This window comes from Leptolyngbya boryana PCC 6306, assembly GCF_000353285.1.
Lineage (GTDB): Bacteria > Cyanobacteriota > Cyanobacteriia > Leptolyngbyales > Leptolyngbyaceae > Leptolyngbya > Leptolyngbya boryana.
Genome location: NZ_KB731324.1, coordinates 1,773,629 through 1,798,654 on the forward strand (window position 1 = coordinate 1,773,629; position 25,026 = coordinate 1,798,654).

Below are 25,026 nucleotides of genomic sequence, written 5' to 3' on the forward strand. Positions count from 1 at the left end.
ATTCTCTAGATTTGAGAAAATCTCAGCCGCACGGTTTTCAATGATTTGAATCGAGAAATTTGGGGACACTAGGCACAGTCTTCTCAATCTTTGAATATGCAATACCCTTTAGAACTAACGTTCAAATTCTGGTCGCTGACTCCTCAAATGACGATCGCTGACGCTCAAGGAAACCCCTATTTCTATGTGCGTCAGCAACTCTTCCGCCTCAAGGAAGTGATCAACGTCTTCGCTGATACCCAGCGATCGCAAGAACTCTTCACGATTAAAGCCGATCGAATTATCGATTTTTCAGCCCGCTATAACTTCTCAGATCCCAGCGGCATGGTCGTTGGAGCCGTCAAGCGTCGGGGATTGCGATCGATTTGGAAGGCGCATTTTGATGTGTTTGATGGTGATCAAATTGTGTTCACGATCGAAGAAGAAAATCCTTGGATTAAGGTGATCGACTCATTGTTGTCTGAGTTACCTTTCGGCAACTTTTTCACGGGTTACTTGTTCAACCCGACCTATCTTGTGAACCGTCCGGGTGCAGGAACGGTGATGAAATTATCTAAGCGCCCGACGTTCTGGTCGCGTAAATTTATCATTCATCAAGTCGATCAAATCAGCGATCGCGAACAGGCTCAAATTTTGTTGAGTTTGATGATGATGATTCTGTTAGAACGCAATCGCGGCTAACGCATGGCATAGTCTCGAAATCGATCGAGGTCTGCCTGAATGGTCGATTCCACAAAACGACCGACAAAGGGTGTATTCATCACCCGCGCGAGCAATTCAGGCACTGCGTAGGAAATGGTCATTTTTACAATTGTACTGGTCGCGCGATCGTAAAATCGAATGGCTCCGCGATTGGGCAAACCATCGATCGATTCCCATTGAATAATTTGATTGGGAATTTGTTTGGTAATTTTCGACTTCCAGCTAAATTGCAATCCTGCGGTTGAGAGCGTCCAGCGTGAGAGTTCGGGCTGATTCTCTAAAACTTGCACCGAGGTAATCCAATTCATCCAATTGGGAAGCTGCTCTACATCTGCCCAAAGCTGCCAAACTCGGTCAATCGGCTGTTCGACTTCGACTTGAACCGTATGCTCTAACCATTCAGACATGTTAAAAAATCCAGCAATTGTGCCTATATAAGACAAAATATTAAGGCTGAATTGCAAGGATTGGGGTTATGGTTCAGAGTTTAATTGCGATCGCGACTTTCATGGCAGTGATTAGCGGCGTGATTTTTGGGGTGGCTCGATTTGAGAAATCGACCAAGCAAGAGGATGAGATCGAATTGATCACTCAACCAACTGTGAGTGAACCCAGTCCTCCAGAACCGCCTAAACCTGTGGTTTCAGAATCAGTGGAGCCTGAATCTGTCGTCTCTGAAGCTCCTGAAGAATCGATTCCTGAACCGAGTGTTCCAGAAGTGACGGAATCTCAGCCTGAATCAACTGTGGCTGAGGTGGCTGAGGAATCCGTGAATGAGCCAATTTCTGAGCCTGAATCGACTGTGGCTGAGGAATCCGTGAGTGAGCTAATTTCTGAACCCGTAGCGCCAGCGATCGACGTTGATAATGCGATCGAGCCGAGAGATGAAGTTGAAGACATCATTCTTCCTCCGGTGATTCAAGATCCGGTTCGGCAGGAGTTGCTTGAACCGAGAGCCGAAGTTGCTGAGGTGATGATTCCGCCGACGATTCAAGACCCGAAACGCCCGAATGATGGCAAGCTCGAAGATTTGACGCAAGAGATCCTGGCTTGGGGGCAATCGAAAGACCTGAAGCATCTGGCAAAACTCATGCAGTATGCGACTCATTCGGATGCGATCGTGCGGAGTCACGTTGCAACCTCGTTAGGTCGGATTGTCAGCGCTCATCCGATGCGGGGGGATGTTGAGCGATCGATTCCGGTGCTTGGTAAACTGACCAATGATTCTGATGTGAAAGTTCGGGTGTATGCGGTTCAATCGTTAGGAACGATTCGATCTCAGGAAGTTCTGCCGTATCTGGAACAAGCGTTGCGGAGTCCGTCAGGTAGTGTGACAAAAGCCGCCAACCGTGCCCTGCAAAACCTAAAATTGCAGTATGGCAAGCCTCCCTCGGTACAAGTTGCGCAGCAAATGTTAGAAAAAGTAAAAAAGCCAAGTAGAGTGTGATCCACTCGTGCTCCCAGGAGCCGAATTGATTGAAATCATTCAAAAACTAAGCCCCCCAGTCTTTAGAAAAACTAGGGGGCTTAATCGTTGCAAGAATTTTGAACTAAGCGCTAATCGTTGCAGCTTCTTGCTTGTACATCATCTCCCGCACTTTCACCATTCCAGCGACGAGTTGATCCATCTCCTCGCGAGTATGCAGCGCATTCACGGTAATCCGAATTCTTGGCTTCGCAATAAACCAGATCGGAGACACCCAAATTCCCAAATCGAGCAACTCCCGCGCATACATCTTCGGATTCATCTCAGGCGGAAGCAAGACTGGAACCACATTTGTTTCCCCGATCGCTTCAAATCCCTGAGCCGCCAAGCGCGATCGCAAATACCGCGTGCTTTCTTGCAACCGCGAAACCAACTCAGGCTCCTTCTGGACTTCCCGGAAACTCTGCAACGCAGCAGCCGTCAAAGGTGGAGCCAGAGAACAAGTCCCGATCGAAGTCGGCGAACAGTTCATCAACGGCTTCAACTCCGCCACATGCGTACTGATTGCCGCTCCTACTGAAGCGCCGAATTTTGCAAACGTCGAGAGAATTAACGGATTAATCCCGCGATCGATCGCATCCTGTGGCTTCAAGCCAAAATGCTCATAAATTCCGCGTCCTGTCTTACCGAGCGCTCCTGTTGCGTGCGCTTCGTCCATCAGCAGCGTACTGTCAGGATAATTCGACAAAATCTCGATCATCTCTGGCAATGGAGCAATATCGCCATCCATTGAAAATACTGCATCCGACACGACCATAATGCGATCGCCCGGTTGAGCATAGCGCTTTAACTTGCGCGCCAAATCTTCCATATCGCAATGGCGAAACGCCTTCACTCGAACTCTAGGACTATAGCCGAAAAGTTTCCCAGAGCGAGTTCCCGCATGAGCCAGAGCGGATACGATACAGCCGTGATTCAGCACATCCGTCATGATCAGGGTTTCACGAGTATGTTCAAACCCTGGAACCGGAATCGCTAAATGGCAAAACGCATCCATCAACGCTTGCATTCCCATCCAAGCATTGAGAAAAAGCTGCGTATGAGGCAAATGCTTAAATTTCGAGACCTCATCTTCAAGCTGGCGGTGCAAATCGATGCGACCACTCAACACCGAAGTTGAACTGTTTGACGTGCCGTATTGAAAAATCGAATCGATCGCAGCCTGCTTCACCGCTTCATTTTGAGTCAAGCCCAGCACATCGTTCGTGCAAAACGTTAGAACTGTGCGTCGTTTCCCGGTTTCAGCCTCCTCAATTTCCACCATGTTTCCCTGGCGTTGATGACAGAGATACTCATCCGGGTCGAGTTCACTTTCATACCAACGCCGCACATATTCCTTAACAACTTGCACAGTTTACTCCTCTCACCTGCATGACGTTCGCAATTTGCTTCTGACTCAACAGTATATTTGCCTATGATGAATTTCGCTCATAAATCAGGCGCAATTCTGATTGGCATGTCTCAAATTATTAAGACGTGATAACAGCTTATCAGGACTCATAGAAATCCAAAAAAAACAGCGATCGCAATTCAGTGTGCGATCGCCGTTTCTGAGGAAGTCAATCCCCCTAGATTTCTGCGACTGCCCGTTCTACGAGACGGCGCGCAAGAGTTTGCGTTCCCGTGTGGGTGTAGTATTTCACGGCAACATCGAGAAATGCGCCCACATAGTCGAGTTTGTCAGCGGAAACGTCTACAACCCCTCGAACGCGATCGAGTAGGGTTTGCTGGCTCAAATTGCGGGAAGAGACAAAATCGCCCATCCAACCTTTCACCGAATCAAAACTCTGTCCAATAAATCCTAGTTTTCCAGCCGCATCATTGCCAGGGATCAAAGATTGGACGCTGCTGAAGGATTGATTCTTCTCCAATTCTTGAGGGGTGGTATTGCTAATCGTAGACAGCCCCTTCTGGATAAAATCGCCCCCTAAAGGAATCAATCCGTCAAAACTGACCAATGCCGCCATCCGCATCAGCGATTCGCCGCTGTAGTCTCCTAAAGACGCGAGAAAATCTCCAATGCTGTCGCCTGGAATTCCATTAATTTGGCAGAAGGCAACGAGTTCGACGACGAGTTTGACGCATAAATCGATGCTTTGGGCTTTTTCGGGTTTCGGAGTGAGATTGCTCAAAAAGCCCAAGAAAGAGATATCTTGACCGACTTTATTTGCCAGCGCTGCCGCTCCTAGCGCACCTGCGGCATTATCGACTGTTTGGTAAAGCCACATTGCCCGCTGATAGCCTTGGGATTCGTCGTTGTAGAGATACACAGCGCGTTCCCCGATCGCTTGAATCATGCTCTCGTCGGTTTCGCCTGTGACAACGCGAATGGTATTGGTGAACCCAGTGAGATTCTGCCATTGTCCAGGAACGAGAAAGTCCAGTGCATGTAAAGCCTTGACCGTCGTGCCCCCGGTGGGAAGTTCGTCTACCAGTTCAAAAATCGGTTTACTCATAAACAACCTATGATGAAAATTTCAGAAGCAAGGCTCGTCTTAGCTTTTTAGCTGAGAGAGTCCTTTGAGATCGAATTTCGAGATCCACTGTTCGCGATCGGCTTTCGTAAAGGCAGGATCACGCGATAGCACTTTAACTTGATACTTGCCTACCAAGACTCCCGTTTGGGTATTTCCCATCGTCATGGCGGGGAAGCCGTTAATCTTCTCAGTTGTGTTTTGATACTTTGCAGCAGCAGCGGGCAGGCTGGAGGTATCCGAGATCGACAACATTGCCAAATCTTTTCCGTCTTTCTTCAATTTGGCTTCAGCAAACCCTTTTTTCTCTTGGGTATAAACCCGTTCATACCCCGCACCCGGTTTCGGGAAATACTTGTTAAATTGGCTGCCTTGGGTTGCATCTTTCTTGACTGCAACGACACCGGGTTGGTTACTTTCCTTCTGGGCTTCTGCAAAACGAGAAGGTTCTTTTGCTGTGCAGCCGCTAATGAATAAGGCGATCGCTAACATCATGGCGACGATCCCACGCCGCCAATTTGTGAAAGTCAATGCTTGGTGTCTCATATGGAGTGTTGGAAATTGGACTATACGATCGATTTACGCTGTTGCCTATTTTGTTGCAACCGACCCAAGTTAGAGATGGCTACGATCGCTACAAAATTCAGAGGCTCCTTGTTAATGTAGAAGGATTTAAATCGAATTTCACGCGATCGCAGTACTTTGCAATGAAAGGAGAAAATTGTTATTGATCGGTGCTCCGATAGCGATCGTACTGCTTCACAATCAATCTCTGAATGGCAATAATCGCGGGATTCACTTCAACATAGCGGCGCTGAGGATCTTTGAGATAGTTTTCCTGCTCGGATTCGATCATTTCAATATCTTGATGCAGGAATGGCAAGAACAATAGATGTAAGATTAGCGGCTGCAATGCTCGACGGAGTGGATTGAGCAACCAGGTTGGTATCGGAAGTCGCAAAAAGAACAATGCAAATGATCGACTCTCGGTTCGGGAGATGGGCAGTCGCATCAAGTAGAGTGAGGAGACGTTTTCGAGTTTATTAATGTAATTTGGATACTGATAATCGATCGAAATTGTCTTGGTTGTAATGCCGCCATCTTTGCTAAATCCAAGTAGCTTTGTGAGAAACCCGCGATAAGAAACCCGGTACTCCGCAAGGATCGATTCTTCAGTTTCGCCAAGCTTGATCAGGACAGGATCAAACCAGCCTTGTAAATTTTGATGGAGGTAGCCATGAAAGACATCCATCGTGTTTTCGTTGCAAATCGAGAAGTGGGCTTTGAACGCAGCCCCAAGCGGAATCATCAGACAATTCGGATCGTCGTATTCAGGGATTTGAGGAGGGGACTGGGTTGCAGCTAAAGCGCGATCGCCGGGGAAAATCCAAATCAAGCCATATTTTTCCTGAACAGGGAAGGGTTTCATCTGAGCACAGGGCAGCTTTTGCCCTTGATTCCAGTAGGGAATCCCAACACATTCGCCTTGTCCGTTGAATTCCCAGCCGTGGTAGCCACAGACGATCGCATCGCCTTGCACTTTGCCTTTATCCATCGCAACGCCTTTGTGGGGACAGACATTTTCGACGGCTTGCACTTGGTTTTGAGAATCACGATACAGCGCGATCGATTGATTCCAAATGCGGATGGGTAAAATCTTTCCGGCTTTCAAATCATGCGCCCAGGCGACGGCGTACCAATAATTTGGGTTAATTCCAACTTCGCGAACTCGATTTTGGATAGTCTGACCCTGTAATGATGTGGAAAGTGTATTTGCCAGTTCGAGCATCACTTAATTCTTCCTCTGGAATCCGTGTGACTCATCCTAGCAACAAAAAAAGGGGCAGACCTTCCCCCTTAACTTCAAGTTGAGAATTACTGTCCTCAAGTACCGCGCGCCAGAATACGGATGAGAATATTCGCAGCGATCGCGACTGACCAAATGATCATGATGTTTTTGAGGTTGTGGCGATCGACGTTCTGCCAGCCCCAAATGAATGTATAAATCCCGCAAATAATCCCGAAGATTCCCCAACCCACACCCTTATCAGGAAAGAGTTTGATCAGAACAAGAATCAAACACACCAAACTTGTAATCGACGCAACAATGGCAATTAGCCCGATTAAAGCTTCCATTCACACGCTCCTCAAGCAAACTATTTAGTAATAAAACCATATAAGTGCTAACTTGACCGTGTTGTTTAAACTACTTCATCATCGCTGAGAGAAATTACGAGGTAGTTTCAGAGCGTATGTTGCTGTATGTCTAATTTGTTACATAACGAGCTGATAAAGTGCGTCTCTAGAAAACAACAATCGAGCTAACCAATAGCCTAAGAAACTCCCTGCTAATAGAATCGTCAAACGATGCCGATAGTCTAATTGCTCCAAGAGTTGAACGAGTGTTGAGCGTTTTGAGTGAGGTAACACGATCGCACTGATTATCAATCCGCCACTGAGCAACACGATCGGTGCAAACGCATGAATTTCTAGCGCATGATGAACGTGTCCCTGCATCAGCGCGATCGTCGCGCGAGACAATCCACATCCCGGACAAGGCACCCCTAACCCATGTCGAATCGGACATTGCCAACTCGGTAGTCCCAATGTGATCAAACCTAAGTGCAGTACTCCGAATCCCATTAAACCGAGACAGATTTTTCGCGATCGCACCAATGCAGCAAACATAACTCAAATGGCTGTGGGTACTACAATATAGCCCGATTCTCGATCGCCCAAAACTAAATTCTTTTCAGTTCCCCAATACCACCAATACGCAGCAACATAAGCACAGATCAAACTATCCAGTTGGTCTTCTAATGCTTTGAGATCAGTGCCTTTAGTTGGAATTTCAGGCAGCGTTGTAATGTTTAATCGCGGTTCTATGTGAGGTAATTTCTCTAAGATCAATTGCCTCAATTTTGCTAATCCCAGTTTGCGATCGGCGATCGCTCCTTTTTTGTATTTCAGAATCTGATTTAACCCAAACAAATGAACCATAGCTGGATGCGGAAACACTTCGATTTGATAGCGTCCTGGCACTTGAGCTTTAATCGTTGGCGCATGTTCAAATCCGCACGCTTCTAAACTTAGACCGACTTCTAAAGTGCGATCGACAAATGCTAAACCTAAATTCGCCGGATAAGCTCCCGCATGATATTTGCCAAAATACTTGTGCGTTAAGCGATCGGGAACGCGGCTCCCGGTTTGATTTGGAATCAGGGTGGGAGCATCAACTGCAACAATTCCATCAGTCGGACAATAGCGATCGAGCCAATCGAAAATATCAGCGATCGTAGTTTCCCGACGCAGATCACACACAACCAATTCCTGATTGACAAATTCCAAGCAGCACAAGCCGCTCGGATTTGCACTCCAGGCTAAATCAATCCCCAAACATCTCACAAAAAACTACCGATGTTCTTCCGTTCTCAATCTTTCGATTTCCGCCCGAATCGCGGCTAACTGTGCGGTTAGCTCTTGTAATTCAAGTTGAACTTCGGGTGATGCGGGTTTAACCTCGGTTGCGGTTGTTGGCACCGTTGTCGAGGCAGAACTCATTTCACTGCGTTTTTGAGCAATGAAATTATCAACATAGTTCCGAGCTTCGATCTCGGTCACTTCCCCTTTTTCTGCCCATTCCTGCGTCAGTTCTTCTAGATCAGTCTTGAGTTTCGTTAAATTTGCTTCCCGCCTTTGAGGATCTTGCAGGATTTCGACGAGTGAAGCGGTTGCGCCAAGCGTCACTCGAAAACTTTTTTGTAATAGCCGAACAACAGTATCAGTCGTCATAGATATCTTGTAATTCAGTGATTTGATCTTACTGTAATCGTTCTAGAGTCGGGTTAAATATTCACGATCGCACAGTCTTAATTAAGAGGATCGGCGTAGTTCATTGGGGGGACGAAAACGTGCGAATTCTTGCTTAGGGTATGAAGCGAAGTGTTCAAAATTACTAACAATGAAACCATCTCTTAAGTTTCTAACGGCTGGCATCCTCAGTTTTAGTTTCGGTATTGCCTTACCTTCATTAGCGCAAAGCGATTTCACTCCTAGCCCTGCGAATACACCAGCGAACGCTCCCCAATCTCCTCCTCCCGCCAATCGCGATACAGGTGTTCCGCCAGTTCAAACTGCCCCGAACAGCGAAACGACTCCCTCCAACGATCGCGAAAGTGCTCCTAACACTTCCCCAAATCAGAATCTTCCGGGCGATCAAAATCAAAGTGTTCCCGGTGTCGTCACTCCTGCAAATCGACCCACGGGTGAATCCTCGCCGACAGGTAACACTGGAACGAATTCCTCTGCTTTCTCAGGTTCAGAAAATCAGTCGATCGATCAAATTGTCCGTACCAATCGCTCATTTGAATTGTTCAATGCGCTTTTACGGGTGGCAGAATCCCAAGGAACGTTCGCTGGACAATTTGCAGGAAGTTCTGACTACACGGTATTTGCTCCGACGGATGAAGCATTAGCAGCAATTCCGGCTGAAACTTTTAAGGCGTTAGTCCAACCTGAGAATCAAGATGTGTTGGCGCAAGTGCTGGCAAATCATGTTGTGCTAGGGAAAGTTTCATCGAGTGATTTAGCGCAGCAATCAGTGCGATCGCTTGCAGGCAATCCGCTGACGGCTCAAGGTGGTGCAGGCGCTTTGACCGTTGGGAATGCTCGTGTGCTTGGAGCAGATATCTCGGCTGAAAACGGGACGATTCATGCCGTTGATCAACTGATTCTGACTCCTGACTTGCAATCGAGATTGGCGAATTTAGCGCCACGAGCTTCGGCTAATCCAGGGGTTCGATAAATTACATTCATTTGTAATTGCTAAAATCTCTTCCCTGAAGCTCCTAGATATCGGAGCTTCAGGGAGAACAAGTCGATCGCATTCGTAGTGAGCAAACAGAATTCACTCTCACGATCGAGTTCTCTGTGGCTCCCCTCTGACACAATACTAATCGAATAGATTTAGAGCGAGAAATTATGCTTCCTTCGTGGTTAGTCATTGGTGGGGTCACATTTTTGATTGCGTTAGGGAGCAGCTTTCTCCGCCCCAAAGATGTCAAATGGTTCAATCGCTTACAGCGTCCAAGATGGCTGACCTTTGAAAAAGCAATTCCGCTGATCTGGACAATTGTATTTATCTGTGGCGCATGGTCAGCCTACATTGTTTGGGAAATGACCCAAAGCTGGCAGACCATGGCACTTTATATTCTGGTTGAAGCTGTAATCGTTGCCTATTCTCCTGTCTTGTTGTGGACTCATAGTTTGCGAAACGGCACGATCATAGGTGGACTTGGATTTCTGCTCGGCTTACTCCTTGCGGTTCTGGTTTTCCCAGTTTCAACTACTGCCGGGCTTTTACTGCTGCCATACTTAATCTGGAGTCCGATCGGAACGTACACTACTTGGGAAATGGGAAAACTCAACCCCGAATCGTTTTAAATCATTCGTAACGTTAAGATGAGAGTGATATTGTTGCCTCAGTGCCCATGAACCGCCAAGATCCCTACGTTGACTCAGCCCTTGGTCTCGTTTCGACCCAAAGCTTCCCCGCGATCGTGGGTACGGCTGACATGATGTTAAAGTCTTCCGGGGTGACGCTTGTCGGTTACGAAATGATTGGTGGTGGCTACTGTACTGCTGTGGTTCGAGGCGGCATTTCCGATGTACGACTTGCCGTTGAAGTCGGAGCCGATTTGGTGGAGCAATTTGGCATGAAGGTTTCGACGATCGTCATTCCTCGCCCGATGCCAAATTTAGATGCAGTTTTACCGATCGGCAGCAAACTCGCGGCGATGATCGGCAATCAAGGCACAAGCCAATTTCGCAACATGGCAGTCGGATTGCTTGAAACTCGCGGGTTTCCGGCGATGGTAGCCGCAGCTGATGCGATGCTGAAATCGGCGGATGTGACGTTGACTGCATATCACACGATCGGAGATGGTCTGTGTACTGCGATCGTTCGGGGAACGGTTGCGAATGTCGCGATGGCGGTTGATGTTGGAATGCAAGAAGCTGAGCGAGTCGGCGAATTACATTCAGTCATGGTGATTCCGCGTGCTTTAGATGATTTAGATCAGACTTTACCGATCGCGTCTTGTTGGGTCGAAGAACTCAAACCGCTACAAATTCCGATTACGGTCAAAGAAGTCGAGAAACCGTTGGTCGCGTTGCCTGAACTCGCGAAACCTGAGCCGTTAGAGTTGCCTGCTCAAGTTGAAAAAGCATTACCGGAAGCACAAGCGGCGGAGTTTGAACTAGCGACCGAGGAAAAAGAAGCCCTTGAACTCACGCAACCCGAAGCCCCACTTGAGAAGTTAGAACTGCCTGAACCTGAATCTCCTCCTGAAAACCAAGAGGAAAGCTAGTGTGAGAATGCGGATGCAATAACGCTCGATTAAATATTGCTACATAAATGATTTAGCCAGGTTTCTTCCTAGAAAAAGCCAGTCGAACCAGAAGATCGAATGCAGAGCAACGATCGAGCAAAACACCAATTGATAAGAAGTTTTACGAGTTTTATGTCGAAAAACTTGCTGCGCGACTAGTGCCCCAATCCAGCCGCCAAACAATTCGGACAGATGCAACTGAGCCTCTGGAATTCTCCACGCTTTTGAGACAGCGCGATTTTTATCTTCGCGGTACAGCAGAAATGTCAGAATTCCAAGCGCTATGTAAGCTAACGCTGGAAACGCATTGCGAGTTCTGAACATAAAATCGAACGCTCCCCACATCGGCAGAATCGAGAGCAAAGCGGGTGCAGGTGAAAATGAACTTTGGTATTTAGGTGCTTTTTTTGACACGACCGGAGATTGGATTGGAGGTTTCGGTCTATCTGTCTCGAACCAAGCGTTAGAGGCGCGTAATCTTCCTTGTTCGTCTCGTTCAAGATGAAAGTAAATTACATCTCCAACTTGAGGACGGTAAGAACTTTCTCGAATTGCTGTGATGTGTAGAAAGATCCGTCGCTTACCCACACTGGATTCAATAAAGCCAAATCCTCGATCGTCTTTCCAAGTCCTCAAAATCCCTCTCTGCATAAATAAATTCAGTCTTTTTAGAGTTCAGTTGCTTAGTCTGCCCAATCTGACTCGGTCAAGAAAACTTGAGCTTACAGCATCAAAACTTCAGCTTTAGGGAACTCTGGAAGAAGTCTACGGATCGGTTCGACCGTCTTGCTCTTTCAGATTGCGTAGGTTCATTGAGTGCTCAATTCAATGTGCCTGTTATAAGTCCCTTTAACTGAATCCTGCACCGACTATGACTTCCCTTTCTTCGCATCTGCCCGACCAGCCCCGCTCACTGCAAAAAGACCCTCAAACTATTACAATCTCGGTCGATTCCCCAAAACTCGACTCTAGTCTTGCAGTCACTTCGGGAGGCGGACTTGCGCCGAAAGGTAAATTCTCGTCTTTTCTTGCTCCTCTCACCCAGGACAAATTCAAAGAAGTTGTTCACGAAGTCGAACACAAATTAAAAATCGTCAATCAAACCCTCTCCATGCTTGATGCGCAAGGGTTCGACGCGATTTTAGAAGAAATGCTCAATTCGATCACAGCGAAAACGGGAGAACTGCTCAACGCCGATCGCACCACGATCTATCTTCTCGACGAAGAGAAAAACGAGCTGCATACCACCGTGAATGAAGGCTCAGGACGCTCCTACGAAATCCGGTTTCCTGCCGATCAAGGGATTGCCGGAGAAGTTGCAACGTTCAAACGTCCCGTCAATATCCCTTACGACTTTTTCGACGATCCCCGCTCCACGCAAGCCAAAATTCAATACAACAAAACTGGCTATCGCACCTACACAATGCTGACAATGCCCTTGCTCGGCGAGCAGGGAAACCTCGTTGCAGTCGTGCAATTGATTAATAAACTCCGTCCAAAATGCGATCGCACACTTCCCCTCGACGAAATCATTGCTCTAGAAGGCTTCACCACCTATGACGAAGAAGTTTTCCGAGAATTCGCTCCATCGATTCGGCTAATTCTGGAATCTTCGCGATCGTTCTATCTCGCCACCCAAAAACAACGCGCAGCAAATGCCCTGATCAAAGCGACTCAATCTCTCAGCCAAAGTAGCTTAGACCTTGATGACACTTTGAAACGAGTCATGGACGAAGCGAAAGCGCTCATGAATGCCGATCGCAGTACGTTGTGGTTAATCGATCGCGATCGCAATGAAATTTGGACACGCATTCCCACTGCTGACGGAGCCATGAAAGAATTGCGCTTACCGATCGGCGTTGGATTTGCTGGACAAGTTGCGGCATCCGGTGAAGTCATCAACATTCCGTTTGATTTATACAATCGAGAAGGCGCTGAGACGGCTAAGAAAACGGATCAAGCGAACGGATATCGAACCTGTAGCCTGCTCTGTATGCCCGTTCGCAACGCAGACGGAGAATTAATTGGAGTCACGCAGCTCGTCAACAAAACGAAAAAAGGCGAATTCCCGCCTTACAGCCCCGAAGATTTTCCTCAAGCTCCAGAGCGTTGGAGAGCGAGCTTCAACCGCAGCGACCAGGAATTCATGGAAACCTTCAACATTCAGGCAGGGGTCGCCCTACAGAATGCCAAACTGTTTGAAACAGTGAAGCAGCAAGAGCAAATGCAGCGAGACATTTTGAGATCGCTGACCAATGGTGTGATCTCAACCGACAAAGAAGGAAATATCATTGCGGCAAATGACAGCGCCAAGAAACTCCTGGGATTACAACAAGAAGACGCGATCGAAGGACAAGCAATTACGAAGTTAATCAAACTCGAAAAAGGTAGTTTCTATCATTGGTTTAATCAATCGATCAGTGCTCGCAGTCGAGAGCAGTACTATCCCGATCAGACCTTGCAGCCGATTCGAGGCGAAGAGCAGCATAGTATTAACTTGTCGATTAATACGATCGCAGATGCAACTGATGCTCAGCGAGTGTCAGGTGCGCTGATTGTGATGGATGACATTAGCGATGAAAAGCGGCTGAAAAGTACGATGTATCGCTACATGACTCAAGAACTTGCAGAACAGCTTTTAGAAAATCCTGATGCTGCAAAAATGGGCGGCGATCGCAAAGATGTCTCGGTTCTGTTTTCAGACATTCGCAGCTATACAACCTTGACCGAAACGCTCAAAGCAGAAGAAGTGGTCGAAATGCTCAATCAGTATTTCGAGTCAATGGTTGAAGCCGTGTTCATGCACAAAGGCATTCTCGATAAATATATTGGCGATGCAATCATGGCGGTGTTTGGCTCGCCTTTGCCTTTGGATGACCACGAATGGATGGCAGTTCAAACCGCATTAGAAATGCGCCAGCGATTAGCCGCATTCAATAAATTGCGGCATGGTCGCAATGAACAAACGATCGATATCGGCATCGGTATCAACTCTGACACCGTGATTAGTGGCAACATCGGATGCAGTAAACGGATGGAATTTACCGCGATCGGCGACGGTGTGAATCTCGGATCGCGGCTCGAAGGTGCAAGTAAAATCTATGGAACCGATATTGTAATTAGTGAGAGCACCTATCGTCCTTGTGCCGATCGCGTTTGGGCAAGAGAACTCGACTTTATTAAAGTCAAAGGCAAAAACAAACCTGTTGCAGTCTACGAACTCGTTGGGCTGAAGTCTGACCAGATTTCAGAAGAGAAAAAGCGAGTGATTGAGCATTATCACTTGGCACGCAAGCATTACTTGGAGCGCAAATTCGCTTTTGCCGTTGCTGAGTTTGCTTCTGTTCTGGAAATCGACAAACAGGATAAAGCAGCATTACTGCACATGAAGCGGTGTGAACATTGGCTGACAACTCCCCCTCCGGAACAGTGGGATGGGTCTTGGTCACTGACTGAGAAGTAGACCTGCATCTCAAAATAAAAGTTTCGTATAGCAGTTACACTCTCCTAAGAGCGATGCTATTCTGAACCCAGGCATCAGCGCGTCGTCTACTCAGGTCATGCGATTTTCTGGTCGTAAGAGCTATAGTGGCGGTATCAGAGGCATGTACTTCATGTACCTGAGGATCGAATAATCCTCTAGTGTTTCACAATCGTTTTTTTGCAGCTCATCAACCCCCAGTTTACTTATGTCTTCTTCTAACTCAAACGGTCACCCTGCTTCCATCGCGATCACTTCTGACGATGAGCAGATATCAGGTGTGACGACTAGCCCAGCGAGTCGAGAAGCGCTGATTCCGAACAATCTCAGCAGCAACAAGCGAGCAATTATCGAGCGGTTAATCGAACTTCATCAGCACAACGCAAATCGACGTTAAGCTTTTTATTCCAGAGGACTGAGGAGTAATCCGGAATTGCGATCGTGTCCTACATGTGCGATCGTAAAATTTATACTACAATGTAATTCCTAACGTCTGCTGATATCAGGATTGTTTCTATCTTCGCTGAGACCGACAATCCTTTCAAATTGTCATTCGGTTCTTACGAAATTCGTAAAGGCTGTTTTGTATTCCTAACTGGGCAACGTCCAGATGTCCCCACATGGTCTCAGTTAGGCAAGGCATATATGATGACCAAAGATCACTCGCTTCAACTTCTTCTGAATTTAATCGAGCAAGTTAAGACCGCTGATACCGACGACTTTTTTGATTTAGCACAGATCGCTGGATTGAACCCGCTGCAGGACTTTTCGGAAGCAGACTTAAGCGGAATTGATCTGCGATCGAAAAACATGACAAATGCAGATTTAATCGAAGCGACGCTCATTGGTGCAAACCTGATCAGCGCAGACTTTACGGACGCTCGACTGATCAGCAGTAAACTGAGTCAAGCTAACCTGACTGACGCAACGCTCACGGGTGCATCTCTGATCAACGCCGATTTATCTGGCGCGATTTTAGTGAATGCGACGTTAGATAATGCAAATCTAACAGGTGCAATCTTGACGCAAGCAAAATTAAGTTTTGCAGATGTGCGTCGATCGACGTTGACGAGCGCTGATTTAACTGCAACAAAACTCAGCGAAACGAATTTAAGCTATGCAACTTTGCGCCGGGCACATCTGACGAATTCAGATTTGAGCGGTGCTAGCCTATACGGAGCAGATCTGAGTGGTGCAGATTTGCGAGGTGCAGTGCTTGCAGATACCAATCTGATCGGTGCAAATGTAGAGCGGACTCGATTTAACGAGCCTCGCTGGTTTTCTAGAGAAATGAAGCGAGATTTGACTCAAAGAGGTGCAATCTTTGAGGTATAGCCAGGCTAGGCGTTTACCGCGACAAATCTGATAAGGGATAGGGAGTAGGGAGAACCCAGACTGAGATTGCTCCCTATCTCCCTATTTCTCCCATTCCTTCACACCCCACACCCCACATTCCACGCCCTTGACTAGCCGAAATTTTCTCTCAGTCATCAAGTTCTATCGATCGACAGAGACAGAATCGCGCCATATTTTCCAAGATGAAGCGCGATTCATTGGCGAAAATCTTTATGACAGTTGCAAATTCGGCATCCGTTTCTAGTCCTTTGAGTTCGGAGGAACTGCATAAAATCAATGCTTATTGGTCTGCTGCCAACTATCTGTCAGTTGGACAAATTTATCTCAGAGATAATCCTTTACTCAAACAACCTTTAAAGATTGAACATATTAAGCCCCGACTGCTTGGACACTGGGGAACAACGCCGGGTTTGAATTTTATCTATGCTCATTTCAATCGCTTGATTTGTCGCTACGATCTCAATTGCATTTACATTGCGGGTCCAGGACATGGGGGGCCTGGGATGGTTGCCAATACATATCTTGAAGGAAGCTACAGCGAATTCTATCCTCACATTACTCAAGATGCAGAAGGCATGGATAAGCTGTTTACGCAGTTTTCCTATCCTGGTGGAATTCCCAGTCATGCTGCGCCCGAAACGCCTGGGTCAATTCATGAAGGCGGAGAATTAGGATATTCGATCGCTCATGCTTACGGTGCAGCCTTCGACAATCCTGATTTATTAGTCTGCTGCGTGGTCGGCGATGGAGAGGCTGAAACAGGCGCATTGGCGACCAGTTGGCATTCTAATAAATTCTTGAACCCAGCCCGTGATGGTGCAGTGTTGCCGATTCTGCATCTCAACGGCTACAAGATTTCAAATCCGACTGTTTTAGCGCGGCTTAGCGATCGAGAATTAGAACATCTCTTTATCGGCTATGGCTACAAGCCTTATTTTGTCGAAGGTGACGATCCGGAGACGATGCATCAATTGATGGCAGCGACCTTGGATGAAATTGTGCAGGAAATCCAAGGGATTCAACGCGAAGCTAGAACGCATGGATTCAAAGAGCGTTCTCAGTTTCCAATGCTGATTTTGAGAACGCCGAAAGGATGGACAGGGCCTAAAATCGTCGATGGGGTGCAGATTGAGAATACGTACCGCGCGCACCAAGTTCCGCTTGCTGAAACGGCAAGTAAGCCCGATCATCTTCGCATGTTGGAAGACTGGATGCGAAGTTATAAACCTGAAGAATTGTTTGATGAAACGGGTCGACTGATTCCAGAATTGGCAGAACTGGCTCCCAAGGGCGATCGCCGAATGGGTGCAAATCCCCATGCGAATGGTGGATTACTGCTCAGAGATTTGAACCTGCCCAAATTTGAAAAATATGCTGTTCCAGTCGATGCACCTGGACAGGTCGAAACGGAATCCACACGAGTTTTAGGCAAGTTTCTCAGAGATGTAATGGTGCAAAACCAAGCCAACCAGAATTTCCGCGTGTTTTCGCCCGATGAGAATAATTCCAATCGATTGAATGCGGTTTTAGAAGCCACCGATCGCGTCTTCACAGGCGAGATTCTGCCCAACGATGATCACATTGCGATCGATGGTCGAGTGATGGAAATCTTAAGCGAACATCTTTGCCAAGGCTGGCTCGAAGGCTATTTGCTCACGGGTAGACATGGCTTTTTCTCATGCTATGAGGCATTTATTCACATCGTTGATTCGATGTTTAATCAACATGCGAAATGGCTAGAAGCTTGCCGTCATATTGTTTGGAGAAGACCGATCGCATCGCTAAATTATTTACTCACGTCTCATGTCTGGCGACAAGACCACAATGGATTCACTCATCAAGATCCAGGCTTTATTGATGTGGTCATGAACAAAAAGCCAACGGTGACGCGAGTTTATCTTCCACCTGATGCGAATACCTTGTTATCGGTTGCGGCTCATTGTCTGAAAAGCCGCCATTACGTCAATGTGATTGTGGCTGGGAAACAGCCTCAGTTGCAATGGTTGGATATGGAAAGCGCGATCGCACATTGCACCGCAGGACTCGGAATTTGGGATTGGGCGAGTAACGATCGCGGATCTGAGCCAGATGTAGTTCTGGTAAGTGCAGGCGATGTGCCAACCTTGGAAGCATTAGCAGCAGTCGATTTTCTGCGCGCTCATTTTCCAGAGTTAAAGATTCGATTTGTGAATGTCGTCGATTTGATGACCCTGCAACCGCAATCTGAGCATCCGCATGGCTTATCCGATCGCGATTTTGATTCAATTTTCACGACGAATAAGCCTGTGATCTTTGCATTTCACGGCTATCCCTGGTTAGTTCACCGACTCACCTATCGTCGAACGAACCACCACAATATTCATGTACGGGGATACAAAGAAGAAGGCACGACGACAACTCCCTTTGATATGGTTGTCCTGAACGATTTGGATCGATTTCATTTAGCGCAAGATGTCATCGATCGAGTTCCAAAACTCACGAATGTCGGCGGATATGTGAAGCAAATTGCACGCGATAAATTGACGAAACACAAGCGCTATATCGTCGAACACGGTCGTGATATGCCAGAAGTTGAGGATTGGAAGTGGCAGTACTATAGCGGCTCGAATGCCGAGAAGCAGGTAATTCCTCAAACAGATGGAAATTCACCGATTCAGCAGGCGGAGGATTTAGCGCGATCGGCGTATTAGTCAAGAATTGAAGAGTGGAATGAGGATGGAATCTCTCTCCTACTCATCGACAATTTTGAAAAGTGGGAGAATGGGGAGTAAACCAGACTCAAATTGCTCCCTATTCCCCCACTCCCCCATCAAAGCGACTGTGATCAAGACAACTCTGCTCTTTCACTGCTCATCCCGGAGATGTCGCTTCTCCCCAATCCGAAAATCCCCCTTGCATACTCACAACAAAAAATTCAACCTGAAGATGACTCAATGCAATGCAATCGCCATCGGACAGGGTGCGGCGTTCGAGTACAGGTAATCTTTGCCCCTTTAAAAACGTCCCATTACTGCTGCCGACATCCATGATGTAAAACCCTTCTGGCTGATGTCCAATCACGGCATGACAGCGCGAAATCGAGGGCTGTGACAGCGAAATTGCACAATTTCGGCTTCTGCCGATCAACCAAGTCGAAGCGATCGCTGTTAACTGTACTTGGTCTGAATCTACTAAATTTGTCGTCAGAAATGCCGAACGTCCAGTCGTGACCGCCTGAATGTAATAAGCTGTGGCACAGCGCTTTGGAGCTTCTAAAATCGGCTCAACCAATGTGGAAATTTTATCGATGTCGTGCCCACAATCCAGTAAAAGCGATCGCGAAAGAGCGGGATAGGTTTTCAAGAATTGGAGCGCACGATCGCCACTATTGCTTGATGGCGGCAGGTTTAACATAACAAGTGTCCGGGCAAAACCGTTTAACGACAGGATTGAGGAAGTGTGACGACAACAGCGGCGCTTGAAACCTTGATTCAGCTAAATCAAGCAAGGTTTAAATGCAACTAAAACTTGCTCAAAAAATTGCTAGGTGAAAGCAAGAGGTCTGAAAACAACCTATCACCCTGGTGGGTGAGATGCACGGAACTACGTAGACTAAACACTACCTAAGGAGGAGGCGCAATATTTTTGAGCCTCTCTTCTTGCTAGCTTTATACGGTTACGGCTACTGACCTAGATCTTTAAACTTTCATGAATTCTCAGCATCATTGAGCATTCAAAGTTGTCATCGTTGCTTCGGTATTTACGGATATAACGATAAAACGGAGGAACACTACTCTCATCTACGTTGGGCGAGAGATCTGATCAGGATTTTTTGACAAACAAGTAGAGTTGATCCTGTTGATATTGAAGCTGGAAGGCTGAATTCGCCTGCGCTTCAGAGAAAATTTGTTGAGCCAACTCCGGACGACTTGCCCAACCGGGTTGCTCTAGATTCAGCAGAATATACCGAAACTTATTTAAATCTTTCGGCGGTTCCGTAAATTTCGTGTAGTCGATCATGACTCGATGCGTTAGGTGAGGCACGAAATAGCTAGTTGTTAAGACGGGTTCTTGAGTCGTAATTTGCCCGATCGCGGTATAGGCTCCTGACAGCATTGGAACACGCTCTAGATACCGTGACCCAAAGTAGCCAAATTTTGCCAGAGCCAAAAATGCAATCAGCGACCAAACTAGAATCAACCGCGATCGACGATTCGGATTTGCCGCGACAGTCGAAATCGCCATCACCATAAGAAACGGCAAAATCGGCAAAGAATATTGATGCACCAAATCTCGCTGGTTCGACATCTCAGACAAGAGATTCATCGCAAACACTGGAACGGTTGCAATCAATGGCGCAAAGTGTCGGATGGAAAATCCCCATCCCATCGGAATAAATACAAGGAGCAAATAAAATAAACGGTCGATCGACAAGAGGCGACCGAGCCACAGCCAAGGTTTCAGAATTAAGTTCTGAACAATCTCAGTCAGCGAATTGCCTAAATAGCTGTAGCGCATCACATAATCGGCTCCGCTAGGACGAAAGTGAGGAATAATTCCCTGCGTCGCAATGATGAACCAGCTGACTCCAAAAATTAACGCGATCGCGCCCAATCGCTTGCGCTGCTCAAAGCCGATGAGCCAAATTCCCATTGCCGCGATCGACAGGGCTAAAGACGCTCGACATCCCAAAATCAGCACAACGCAAAGCGTAAACCAACCCATTCGATTAGCGCGCGCTGCCCAGATTGCCGTGAAAAACAAGGGCAGTGAAATGACTTCAGGACGAAAATCAAACAAATTGAGATTAAAAACCAGGGGATAGAGCAAAAAAGAGATCGCGATCGCATTCGATTTTGCGCGATCTAATCCTGCCTGTTTTGCTAAATACCAAACGGGAATTGCTGAAGTCGCAAAGGCTGCACTCTGAATCACAAACAACCAATAAACACTTGGAAAAATCTTGTAAATTCCAGCGATCGCATACAAAATCCAAGCCGCATGATCACCCAGCACATGATACGGACGGAACGAAATGATCGGCGTTATTCCTTGGCTAATTAAATAAATCGCCTGATCGAAATATCCTAAATCCAGCGCATTCGATTGCAGGAGTAAATGTCGAATAACGCTACAAATCAAGAAAATCGCAAAACTGGCAACCACGAGCGATCGCAAAAGATGGTTCGATTTCCAGAATTTGGCGAGAATCGCGTGCATAGACAAGAGAATAGGAACGCAGACAGCCTAACGTGTTCTACTACACTTCTCAAGATGTCACCCTAGTAAGGCAAAATAGAGCAATCGAATCGTTAGATTTAGAAAGTAGATTGAGGTTAGAGCGATCGCTTCGGCATCCGCGAATCTAAGCGCAATCTGCTGATAAAATTTGGAAGGTTTTTAAGAACTTAGAGCCAATGGGATCAACGCGGGTAAAAATTGCAATCGATGCAATGGGTGGAGATAATGCCCCGGATGAAATCGTCGCGGGTGCGGTGAGAGCACATGCAGAACTCGATGTCGATGTCGTCTTGGTCGGCGATCCACACCAAGTGGAAGCTGCCTTAAAGCATCATACGCATTCTTCTGATATTGAAATTGTGCCCTCCGAAGGAACAGTCGAAATGGAAGAAGAACCGCTCGTCGGGCTACGTCGCAAGCCAAAAGCCTCGATCAATGTGGCAATGGATTTGGTGAAGAAGAAGCAAGCGGATGCGGTCGTCTCAGCAGGGCATTCTGGTGCGGCGATGGCGGCTGCACTTCTGAAATTGGGACGGTTGAAAGGAATCGATCGTCCAGCGATCGGGGCAGTTCTGCCGACGCTGATCGCGGGTAAGCCTGTTCTGATTCTCGATGTGGGTGCAAACGTTGATTGTCGCCCTAAATTCTTAGAGCAATTTGCTCTGATGGGGACAATCTATTCTCAATATGTTTTAGGCAACTCTGAACCGAAAGTTGGCTTGCTGAACATTGGCGAAGAACCGAATAAAGGCAACGAATTGGCAATTCAAACGCATGAATTGCTAAGTGCTAATCCAGCGATTCCGTTCATCGGCAACGCCGAAGGACGCGATGTTCTGTCCGGTCATTTTGATGTGATTGTCTGCGATGGCTTTGCTGGAAACGTCTTGCTGAAATTTGCGGAAGCGGTGGGAGAAGTCGCACTGCAAATCTTGCGCGAAGAGTTACCGCGCGGATTGCATGGTAAAGCCGGAGTCACCTTCCTTCGTCCAAATCTGAAGCGAATTAAGCAACGCATGGATCACGCAGAACATGGCGGCGGTCTATTGCTGGGTGTAGACGGTGTTTGCATTATCAGCCACGGCAGTTCGCAAGCTCCAACCATCTTCAATGCTGCGCGACTTGCGAAAGATGCGATCGACAACACAGTTCTCGATCGCATTCGCTCAAGTTACGATCCGACGGTTGCTGTTCGTGCGGACAGTTAACTCACCTCAACCCATTTGGAGTGAACAATTTTGGTGGAATATTCAGGGGTCGGAGTCGCCATCACCGGATGTGGATCAGCCGCGCCCAATCCGACGGTTACGAATGATCAGTTAAGTCAAGTGGTCGAAACGTCTGATGAGTGGATCGCTTCACGCACAGGGATTCGCCAACGACACTTAAGCGAGCCTTCGGGAACGTTGGTCGATCTGGCATCGCAAGCGGCAAAATCTGCGATCGACATGGCTGGACTTGAACCCGATCAAATTGATTTGATTCTGCTGGCAACTTCGACCCCAGATGATTTATTTGGCAGTGCGTGTCAGGTACAAGCCGCGATCGGAGCGTCCCAAGCGGTCGCGTTTGATTTGACAGCCGCTTGTTCGGGCTTCGTATTTGGACTCGTGACCGCTGCACAATACATTCGCACCGGAGCTTATCGTAATGTCTTGTTGATTGGGGCGGATGTCTTGTCGCGCTGGGTAGATTGGAGCGATCGTCGCACCTGTGTTTTGTTTGGAGACGGAGCCGGAGCGGTTGTGATCCAAGCAAATCAAAGCGATCGGTTACTCGGATTTGAACTTCGCAGTGATGGCACTCAGAATCGCTGCTTGAATTTAGCTTATTCAGGCGAATCGAAGCAGTTATCGGAAGATTGTGAAATCGGTCAGGGCAACTTTCAGCCGATTACCATGAACGGTCAGGAAGTCTACCGATTTGCCGTGAAACGCGTGCCGGAAGTGATCGAAAAAGCTTTATTTCGGGCAAACGTGAAGACTGATTCTGTCGATTGGCTCTTATTGCACCAGGCAAATCAGCGGATTTTGGATGCGGTTGCGAATCGATTAAAGATTCCTTCCGAGAAAGTGATTAGTAATCTGGCAAAATACGGCAATACTTCAGCGGCATCGATTCCTCTTGCATTAGATGAAGCGGTGCGAGATGGATTGGTCAAGCCCGGAGATACGATCGCAGCTTCAGGATTTGGTGCTGGCTTGACCTGGGGTGCAGCAATTTTTCAATGGGGGCGTTAGCAATCCTCCTGCCCTGACCTTCAAGGGAATCAGGGCGAAACTGACTTGAAATTTAATTCACAACAATTCACGACAATGGCAAAGACGGCATGGGTGTTCCCTGGGCAAGGATCTCAGGCAATTGGAATGGGCAGTGACTTACTCGAACTTCCCGCAGCGAAGGCAACATTCGATCGAGCAGAACAGATTTTAGGATGGTCCGTGGTCGAGATCTGCCAGAGTCCCGAAAATAAAGTTTCTCAAACGCTGTACACTCAGCCTTGTCTCTACGTTGTTGAAACGATTTTGGCAGATTTGCTCAAAGAAAAAGGGCAAATGCCCGACTTTGTTGCGGGGCATAGTTTAGGCGAATACTCTGCTCTGTACACTGCAGGTGTGTTTGATTTTGAGTCCGGGTTGCGTCTGATGCAACGGCGTGCTGAGTTGATGGATAGTGCCTCCGATGGAATGATGGCAGCTTTGTTAGGATTCGATCGCGCCCAACTCGAAGCGGTTTTAGCTGACACGCCAGGTGCCGTGTTAGCCAATGACAATAATTCTGGTCAGGTGGTCATTTCTGGAACACCGGAAGCTGTTGAAACGGTGATGGCGCAAGTGAAGTCGAAAAAGGCTGTAAAGCTGAACGTCAGCGGTGCATTTCACTCGCCGCTGATGGCAGACGCGGCGGAGCAATTTAAGACCGTTTTAGATGCGGTCGAATTTAAAGCGGCTGAAATGCCTGTCTTATCGAATGTTGATCCGATTCCCAGCCGCAATGCAGGAGAGTTAAAAAGTCGGCTGAGTCGGCAAATGACAGGCTCGGTGCGATGGCGAGAAATTTCGCTGAGACTTCCAGAAGAACACGTCGATCGCGTGATTGAAGTTGGTCCTGGAAAAGTTTTAACTGGAATTATCAAACGCACTTGCCCCGATCTCGTGTTAGAAAATGTGGGCAGCCTTGCTGATCTGTTATGAGCCAAACTTCCGAACGTCCGAGTGCCGAAATTTCCCGCGATCGAGAACCTTTGATTAGTCTGGTTCTCTATCACCTGTTCAAATGGTCCGTGGTGTCTCCGGTTCTGCACACTTACTTTTGTGGACGGATTTACGGAGCGGAGAATGTGCCAAAACAAGGACGGCTGCTCGTCGTGAGCAACCATGCCAGCGATTTTGATCCGCCCTTATTGTCTTGTGCGATCGGGCGACCTGTCGCCTACATGGCAAAAGAAGAACTGTTTAACGTGCCCGTCCTCAAACAGGCGATTACTGCCTATGGAGCTTATCCTGTGAAGCGCGGAACCGGCGATCGCGCGGCGATGAAGGCTGCAATGGCTTCGATCGAGTCAGGATGGGCAACGGGCGTTTTTCTCGATGGCACTCGCACGCCAGATGGGCGAATTGCTGATCCAAAATTAGGAGCCGCTTGGATTGCCGCAAAAACAAACTCCCCGCTAATTCCGGTCAGTCTGTGGGGGACACATGAGATTTTCAAGCACGGAAAATTCCCTCAACCTGTGCCGATTACGATTCGGATTGGAAAAGTGATCGAAGCGCCAACTACGACCAATCGGGCAGAACTCGAAGCCATTACGCAGCGTTGTGCGGATGCAATTCATGAATTACACGATTTGGGGCGTTAACCGAGGGGGCGGCTCCGCTCATTCCGCGTGGATGGCGTCAAGATGTGCATCACGTTCGC

Annotated in this window: 26 protein-coding genes; 14 read left to right on the forward strand and 12 right to left on the reverse strand. The window is 47.5% G+C overall.

All coding sequences use genetic code 11. The features are described from left to right. The first annotated feature begins 96 nt into the window (after window positions 1-96). Entirely contained in the window at window positions 97-681 is a 585-nt protein-coding gene (locus tag LEPBO_RS0108805) for an LURP-one-related/scramblase family protein (RefSeq protein WP_017287189.1), read from the forward strand. Here the strand turns inward: LEPBO_RS0108805 and LEPBO_RS0108810 are convergent. Next, a complete protein-coding gene (locus LEPBO_RS0108810; protein ID WP_017287190.1) occupies window positions 678-1,109 on the reverse strand; it encodes an SRPBCC family protein in 432 nt (143 codons plus the stop codon). The genes LEPBO_RS0108805 and LEPBO_RS0108810 overlap by 4 nt on opposite strands. Window positions 1,110-1,177: 68 nt before the next feature. Between LEPBO_RS0108810 and LEPBO_RS0108815 the strand changes: the two genes are divergently transcribed. Then, window positions 1,178-2,149 (forward strand): HEAT repeat domain-containing protein, encoded by a 972-nt coding sequence (locus LEPBO_RS0108815; protein ID WP_017287191.1) that lies wholly within the window; start codon window positions 1,178-1,180, stop codon window positions 2,147-2,149. A 103-nt stretch (window positions 2,150-2,252) separates the two neighbouring features. Here the strand turns inward: LEPBO_RS0108815 and LEPBO_RS0108820 are convergent, their stop codons facing one another. The 3 genes from LEPBO_RS0108820 to LEPBO_RS0108830 all read right to left on the reverse strand — a co-directional run bounded on the left by LEPBO_RS0108820 (window position 2,253) and on the right by LEPBO_RS0108830 (window position 5,193). Further along, entirely contained in the window at window positions 2,253-3,539 is a 1,287-nt protein-coding gene (locus LEPBO_RS0108820; RefSeq protein WP_017287192.1) for an aminotransferase class I/II-fold pyridoxal phosphate-dependent enzyme, read from the reverse strand. A 217-nt stretch (window positions 3,540-3,756) separates the two neighbouring features. Continuing rightward, window positions 3,757-4,644 (reverse strand): hypothetical protein, encoded by an 888-nt coding sequence (locus LEPBO_RS0108825; RefSeq protein WP_017287193.1) that lies wholly within the window; start codon window positions 4,642-4,644, stop codon window positions 3,757-3,759. Between the two features lie 39 nt (window positions 4,645-4,683). Further along, entirely contained in the window at window positions 4,684-5,193 is a 510-nt protein-coding gene (locus LEPBO_RS0108830) for a hypothetical protein (protein ID WP_239741306.1), read from the reverse strand. On the opposite strand from LEPBO_RS0108830, the gene LEPBO_RS0108835 reads away from it, so the two are divergent. Next, window positions 5,193-5,393 carry a hypothetical protein gene (locus LEPBO_RS0108835; RefSeq protein ID WP_017287195.1) on the forward strand — a complete coding sequence of 67 codons (201 nt, stop codon included), beginning with the start codon at window positions 5,193-5,195 and terminating at the stop codon, window positions 5,391-5,393. The genes LEPBO_RS0108830 and LEPBO_RS0108835 overlap by 1 nt on opposite strands. On the opposite strand, the gene LEPBO_RS0108840 is transcribed toward LEPBO_RS0108835, so the two are convergent. The 5 genes from LEPBO_RS0108840 to LEPBO_RS0108860 form a co-directional block, all read right to left on the reverse strand. Further along, complete coding sequence (locus tag LEPBO_RS0108840; protein ID WP_017287196.1) at window positions 5,387-6,451, reverse strand: aromatic ring-hydroxylating dioxygenase subunit alpha; 1,065 nt, start codon at window positions 6,449-6,451, stop codon at window positions 5,387-5,389. The two genes, LEPBO_RS0108835 and LEPBO_RS0108840, sit on opposite strands and share 7 nt — an antisense overlap. A 95-nt stretch (window positions 6,452-6,546) precedes the next feature. Continuing rightward, on the reverse strand, window positions 6,547-6,798 hold the full coding sequence (locus LEPBO_RS0108845; protein WP_017287197.1) for a forkhead box protein: 252 nt from the start codon (window positions 6,796-6,798) through the stop codon (window positions 6,547-6,549). Window positions 6,799-6,936: 138 nt separating this feature from the next. Further along, window positions 6,937-7,350: a DUF2752 domain-containing protein gene (locus LEPBO_RS39895; protein WP_017287198.1), complete on the reverse strand. Its 414-nt coding sequence runs from the start codon at window positions 7,348-7,350 to the stop codon at window positions 6,937-6,939. 3 nt (window positions 7,351-7,353) lie between these two features. After that, window positions 7,354-8,067: a DUF429 domain-containing protein gene (locus LEPBO_RS0108855; protein WP_026148514.1), complete on the reverse strand. Its 714-nt coding sequence runs from the start codon at window positions 8,065-8,067 to the stop codon at window positions 7,354-7,356. Between the two features lie 6 nt (window positions 8,068-8,073). Continuing rightward, window positions 8,074-8,454, reverse strand: a complete 381-nt coding sequence (locus tag LEPBO_RS0108860) for a hypothetical protein (RefSeq protein WP_017287200.1) — start codon at window positions 8,452-8,454, stop codon at window positions 8,074-8,076. A 169-nt stretch (window positions 8,455-8,623) separates the two neighbouring features. On the opposite strand from LEPBO_RS0108860, the gene LEPBO_RS39900 reads away from it, so the two are divergent. The 3 genes from LEPBO_RS39900 (at window position 8,624) to LEPBO_RS0108875 (ending at window position 11,030) form a co-directional block, all read left to right on the forward strand. Next, complete coding sequence (locus LEPBO_RS39900) at window positions 8,624-9,466, forward strand: fasciclin domain-containing protein (RefSeq protein WP_017287201.1); 843 nt, start codon at window positions 8,624-8,626, stop codon at window positions 9,464-9,466. A 176-nt stretch (window positions 9,467-9,642) separates the two neighbouring features. Next, on the forward strand, window positions 9,643-10,104 hold the full coding sequence (locus LEPBO_RS0108870; protein ID WP_017287202.1) for a TspO/MBR family protein: 462 nt from the start codon (window positions 9,643-9,645) through the stop codon (window positions 10,102-10,104). A gap of 47 nt (window positions 10,105-10,151) precedes the next feature. Further along, complete coding sequence (locus LEPBO_RS0108875) at window positions 10,152-11,030, forward strand: carbon dioxide-concentrating mechanism protein (RefSeq protein WP_017287203.1); 879 nt, start codon at window positions 10,152-10,154, stop codon at window positions 11,028-11,030. Between the two features lie 39 nt (window positions 11,031-11,069). On the opposite strand, the gene LEPBO_RS0108880 is transcribed toward LEPBO_RS0108875, so the two are convergent. Further along, window positions 11,070-11,702: a DUF1294 domain-containing protein gene (locus LEPBO_RS0108880; protein WP_017287204.1), complete on the reverse strand. Its 633-nt coding sequence runs from the start codon at window positions 11,700-11,702 to the stop codon at window positions 11,070-11,072. Window positions 11,703-11,922: 220 nt separating this feature from the next. On the opposite strand from LEPBO_RS0108880, the gene LEPBO_RS0108885 reads away from it, so the two are divergent. The 4 genes from LEPBO_RS0108885 to LEPBO_RS0108900 all read left to right on the forward strand — a co-directional run bounded on the left by LEPBO_RS0108885 (window position 11,923) and on the right by LEPBO_RS0108900 (window position 18,578). Continuing rightward, window positions 11,923-14,514, forward strand: a complete 2,592-nt coding sequence (locus LEPBO_RS0108885) for an adenylate/guanylate cyclase domain-containing protein (RefSeq protein ID WP_017287205.1) — start codon at window positions 11,923-11,925, stop codon at window positions 14,512-14,514. A 226-nt stretch (window positions 14,515-14,740) separates the two neighbouring features. Further along, complete coding sequence (locus LEPBO_RS0108890) at window positions 14,741-14,929, forward strand: hypothetical protein (protein WP_017287206.1); 189 nt, start codon at window positions 14,741-14,743, stop codon at window positions 14,927-14,929. 248 nt (window positions 14,930-15,177) lie between these two features. Beyond that, on the forward strand, window positions 15,178-15,867 hold the full coding sequence (locus LEPBO_RS36550; RefSeq protein WP_017287207.1) for a pentapeptide repeat-containing protein: 690 nt from the start codon (window positions 15,178-15,180) through the stop codon (window positions 15,865-15,867). 233 nt (window positions 15,868-16,100) lie between these two features. Then, window positions 16,101-18,578 carry a phosphoketolase family protein gene (locus LEPBO_RS0108900; RefSeq protein ID WP_081614790.1) on the forward strand — a complete coding sequence of 826 codons (2,478 nt, stop codon included), beginning with the start codon at window positions 16,101-16,103 and terminating at the stop codon, window positions 18,576-18,578. Between the two features lie 160 nt (window positions 18,579-18,738). Here LEPBO_RS0108900 and LEPBO_RS0108905 read toward each other — a convergent pair whose 3' ends face one another. Together LEPBO_RS0108905 and LEPBO_RS0108910 are read right to left on the reverse strand one after the other, a co-directional pair. Next, on the reverse strand, window positions 18,739-19,281 hold the full coding sequence (locus tag LEPBO_RS0108905; RefSeq protein ID WP_017287209.1) for an FHA domain-containing protein: 543 nt from the start codon (window positions 19,279-19,281) through the stop codon (window positions 18,739-18,741). Between the two features lie 408 nt (window positions 19,282-19,689). Continuing rightward, a complete protein-coding gene (locus tag LEPBO_RS0108910; protein WP_017287210.1) occupies window positions 19,690-21,087 on the reverse strand; it encodes a DUF2079 domain-containing protein in 1,398 nt (465 codons plus the stop codon). 197 nt (window positions 21,088-21,284) lie between these two features. Here LEPBO_RS0108910 and plsX point away from each other — a divergent pair, with 197 nt between their 5' ends. The 4 genes from plsX to LEPBO_RS0108930 all read left to right on the forward strand — a co-directional run bounded on the left by plsX (window position 21,285) and on the right by LEPBO_RS0108930 (window position 24,967). Next, window positions 21,285-22,316 (forward strand): phosphate acyltransferase PlsX, encoded by a 1,032-nt coding sequence (gene plsX, locus LEPBO_RS0108915; RefSeq protein ID WP_017287211.1) that lies wholly within the window; start codon window positions 21,285-21,287, stop codon window positions 22,314-22,316. A gap of 33 nt (window positions 22,317-22,349) precedes the next feature. Next, entirely contained in the window at window positions 22,350-23,348 is a 999-nt protein-coding gene (locus LEPBO_RS0108920; protein ID WP_017287212.1) for a beta-ketoacyl-ACP synthase III, read from the forward strand. 75 nt (window positions 23,349-23,423) lie between these two features. After that, on the forward strand, window positions 23,424-24,302 hold the full coding sequence (fabD, locus tag LEPBO_RS0108925) for an ACP S-malonyltransferase (protein WP_017287213.1): 879 nt from the start codon (window positions 23,424-23,426) through the stop codon (window positions 24,300-24,302). Beyond that, window positions 24,299-24,967, forward strand: coding sequence for a lysophospholipid acyltransferase family protein (locus LEPBO_RS0108930; protein ID WP_017287214.1), 669 nt, complete (start codon window positions 24,299-24,301; stop codon window positions 24,965-24,967). The genes fabD and LEPBO_RS0108930 overlap by 4 nt, the downstream gene beginning before the upstream one ends. Window positions 24,968-25,026: the final 59 nt, after the last annotated feature.

What these genes read in the sequence shown, in the direction of transcription:
- LEPBO_RS0108805 (WP_017287189.1), top strand. Translation starts at nt 97, where the DNA reads ATGCAATACCCTTTAGAACTAACGTTCAAATTCTGGTCGCTGACTCCT.
- LEPBO_RS0108810 (WP_017287190.1), bottom strand. Translation starts at nt 1,109, where the DNA reads ATGTCTGAATGGTTAGAGCATACGGTTCAAGTCGAAGTCGAACAGCCG.
- LEPBO_RS0108815 (WP_017287191.1), top strand. Translation starts at nt 1,178, where the DNA reads ATGGTTCAGAGTTTAATTGCGATCGCGACTTTCATGGCAGTGATTAGC.
- LEPBO_RS0108825 (WP_017287193.1), bottom strand. Translation starts at nt 4,644, where the DNA reads ATGAGTAAACCGATTTTTGAACTGGTAGACGAACTTCCCACCGGGGGC.
- LEPBO_RS0108835 (WP_017287195.1), top strand. Translation starts at nt 5,193, where the DNA reads ATGCTTGGTGTCTCATATGGAGTGTTGGAAATTGGACTATACGATCGA.
- LEPBO_RS0108840 (WP_017287196.1), bottom strand. Translation starts at nt 6,451, where the DNA reads ATGCTCGAACTGGCAAATACACTTTCCACATCATTACAGGGTCAGACT.
- LEPBO_RS0108845 (WP_017287197.1), bottom strand. Translation starts at nt 6,798, where the DNA reads ATGGAAGCTTTAATCGGGCTAATTGCCATTGTTGCGTCGATTACAAGT.
- LEPBO_RS39895 (WP_017287198.1), bottom strand. Translation starts at nt 7,350, where the DNA reads ATGTTTGCTGCATTGGTGCGATCGCGAAAAATCTGTCTCGGTTTAATG.
- LEPBO_RS0108860 (WP_017287200.1), bottom strand. Translation starts at nt 8,454, where the DNA reads ATGACGACTGATACTGTTGTTCGGCTATTACAAAAAAGTTTTCGAGTG.
- LEPBO_RS39900 (WP_017287201.1), top strand. Translation starts at nt 8,624, where the DNA reads ATGAAACCATCTCTTAAGTTTCTAACGGCTGGCATCCTCAGTTTTAGT.
- LEPBO_RS0108870 (WP_017287202.1), top strand. Translation starts at nt 9,643, where the DNA reads ATGCTTCCTTCGTGGTTAGTCATTGGTGGGGTCACATTTTTGATTGCG.
- LEPBO_RS0108875 (WP_017287203.1), top strand. Translation starts at nt 10,152, where the DNA reads ATGAACCGCCAAGATCCCTACGTTGACTCAGCCCTTGGTCTCGTTTCG.
- LEPBO_RS0108880 (WP_017287204.1), bottom strand. Translation starts at nt 11,702, where the DNA reads ATGCAGAGAGGGATTTTGAGGACTTGGAAAGACGATCGAGGATTTGGC.
- LEPBO_RS0108885 (WP_017287205.1), top strand. Translation starts at nt 11,923, where the DNA reads ATGACTTCCCTTTCTTCGCATCTGCCCGACCAGCCCCGCTCACTGCAA.
- LEPBO_RS0108890 (WP_017287206.1), top strand. Translation starts at nt 14,741, where the DNA reads ATGTCTTCTTCTAACTCAAACGGTCACCCTGCTTCCATCGCGATCACT.
- LEPBO_RS36550 (WP_017287207.1), top strand. Translation starts at nt 15,178, where the DNA reads ATGATGACCAAAGATCACTCGCTTCAACTTCTTCTGAATTTAATCGAG.
- LEPBO_RS0108900 (WP_081614790.1), top strand. Translation starts at nt 16,101, where the DNA reads ATGACAGTTGCAAATTCGGCATCCGTTTCTAGTCCTTTGAGTTCGGAG.
- LEPBO_RS0108905 (WP_017287209.1), bottom strand. Translation starts at nt 19,281, where the DNA reads ATGTTAAACCTGCCGCCATCAAGCAATAGTGGCGATCGTGCGCTCCAA.
- LEPBO_RS0108910 (WP_017287210.1), bottom strand. Translation starts at nt 21,087, where the DNA reads ATGCACGCGATTCTCGCCAAATTCTGGAAATCGAACCATCTTTTGCGA.
- plsX (WP_017287211.1), top strand. Translation starts at nt 21,285, where the DNA reads ATGGGATCAACGCGGGTAAAAATTGCAATCGATGCAATGGGTGGAGAT.
- fabD (WP_017287213.1), top strand. Translation starts at nt 23,424, where the DNA reads ATGGCAAAGACGGCATGGGTGTTCCCTGGGCAAGGATCTCAGGCAATT.
- LEPBO_RS0108930 (WP_017287214.1), top strand. Translation starts at nt 24,299, where the DNA reads ATGAGCCAAACTTCCGAACGTCCGAGTGCCGAAATTTCCCGCGATCGA.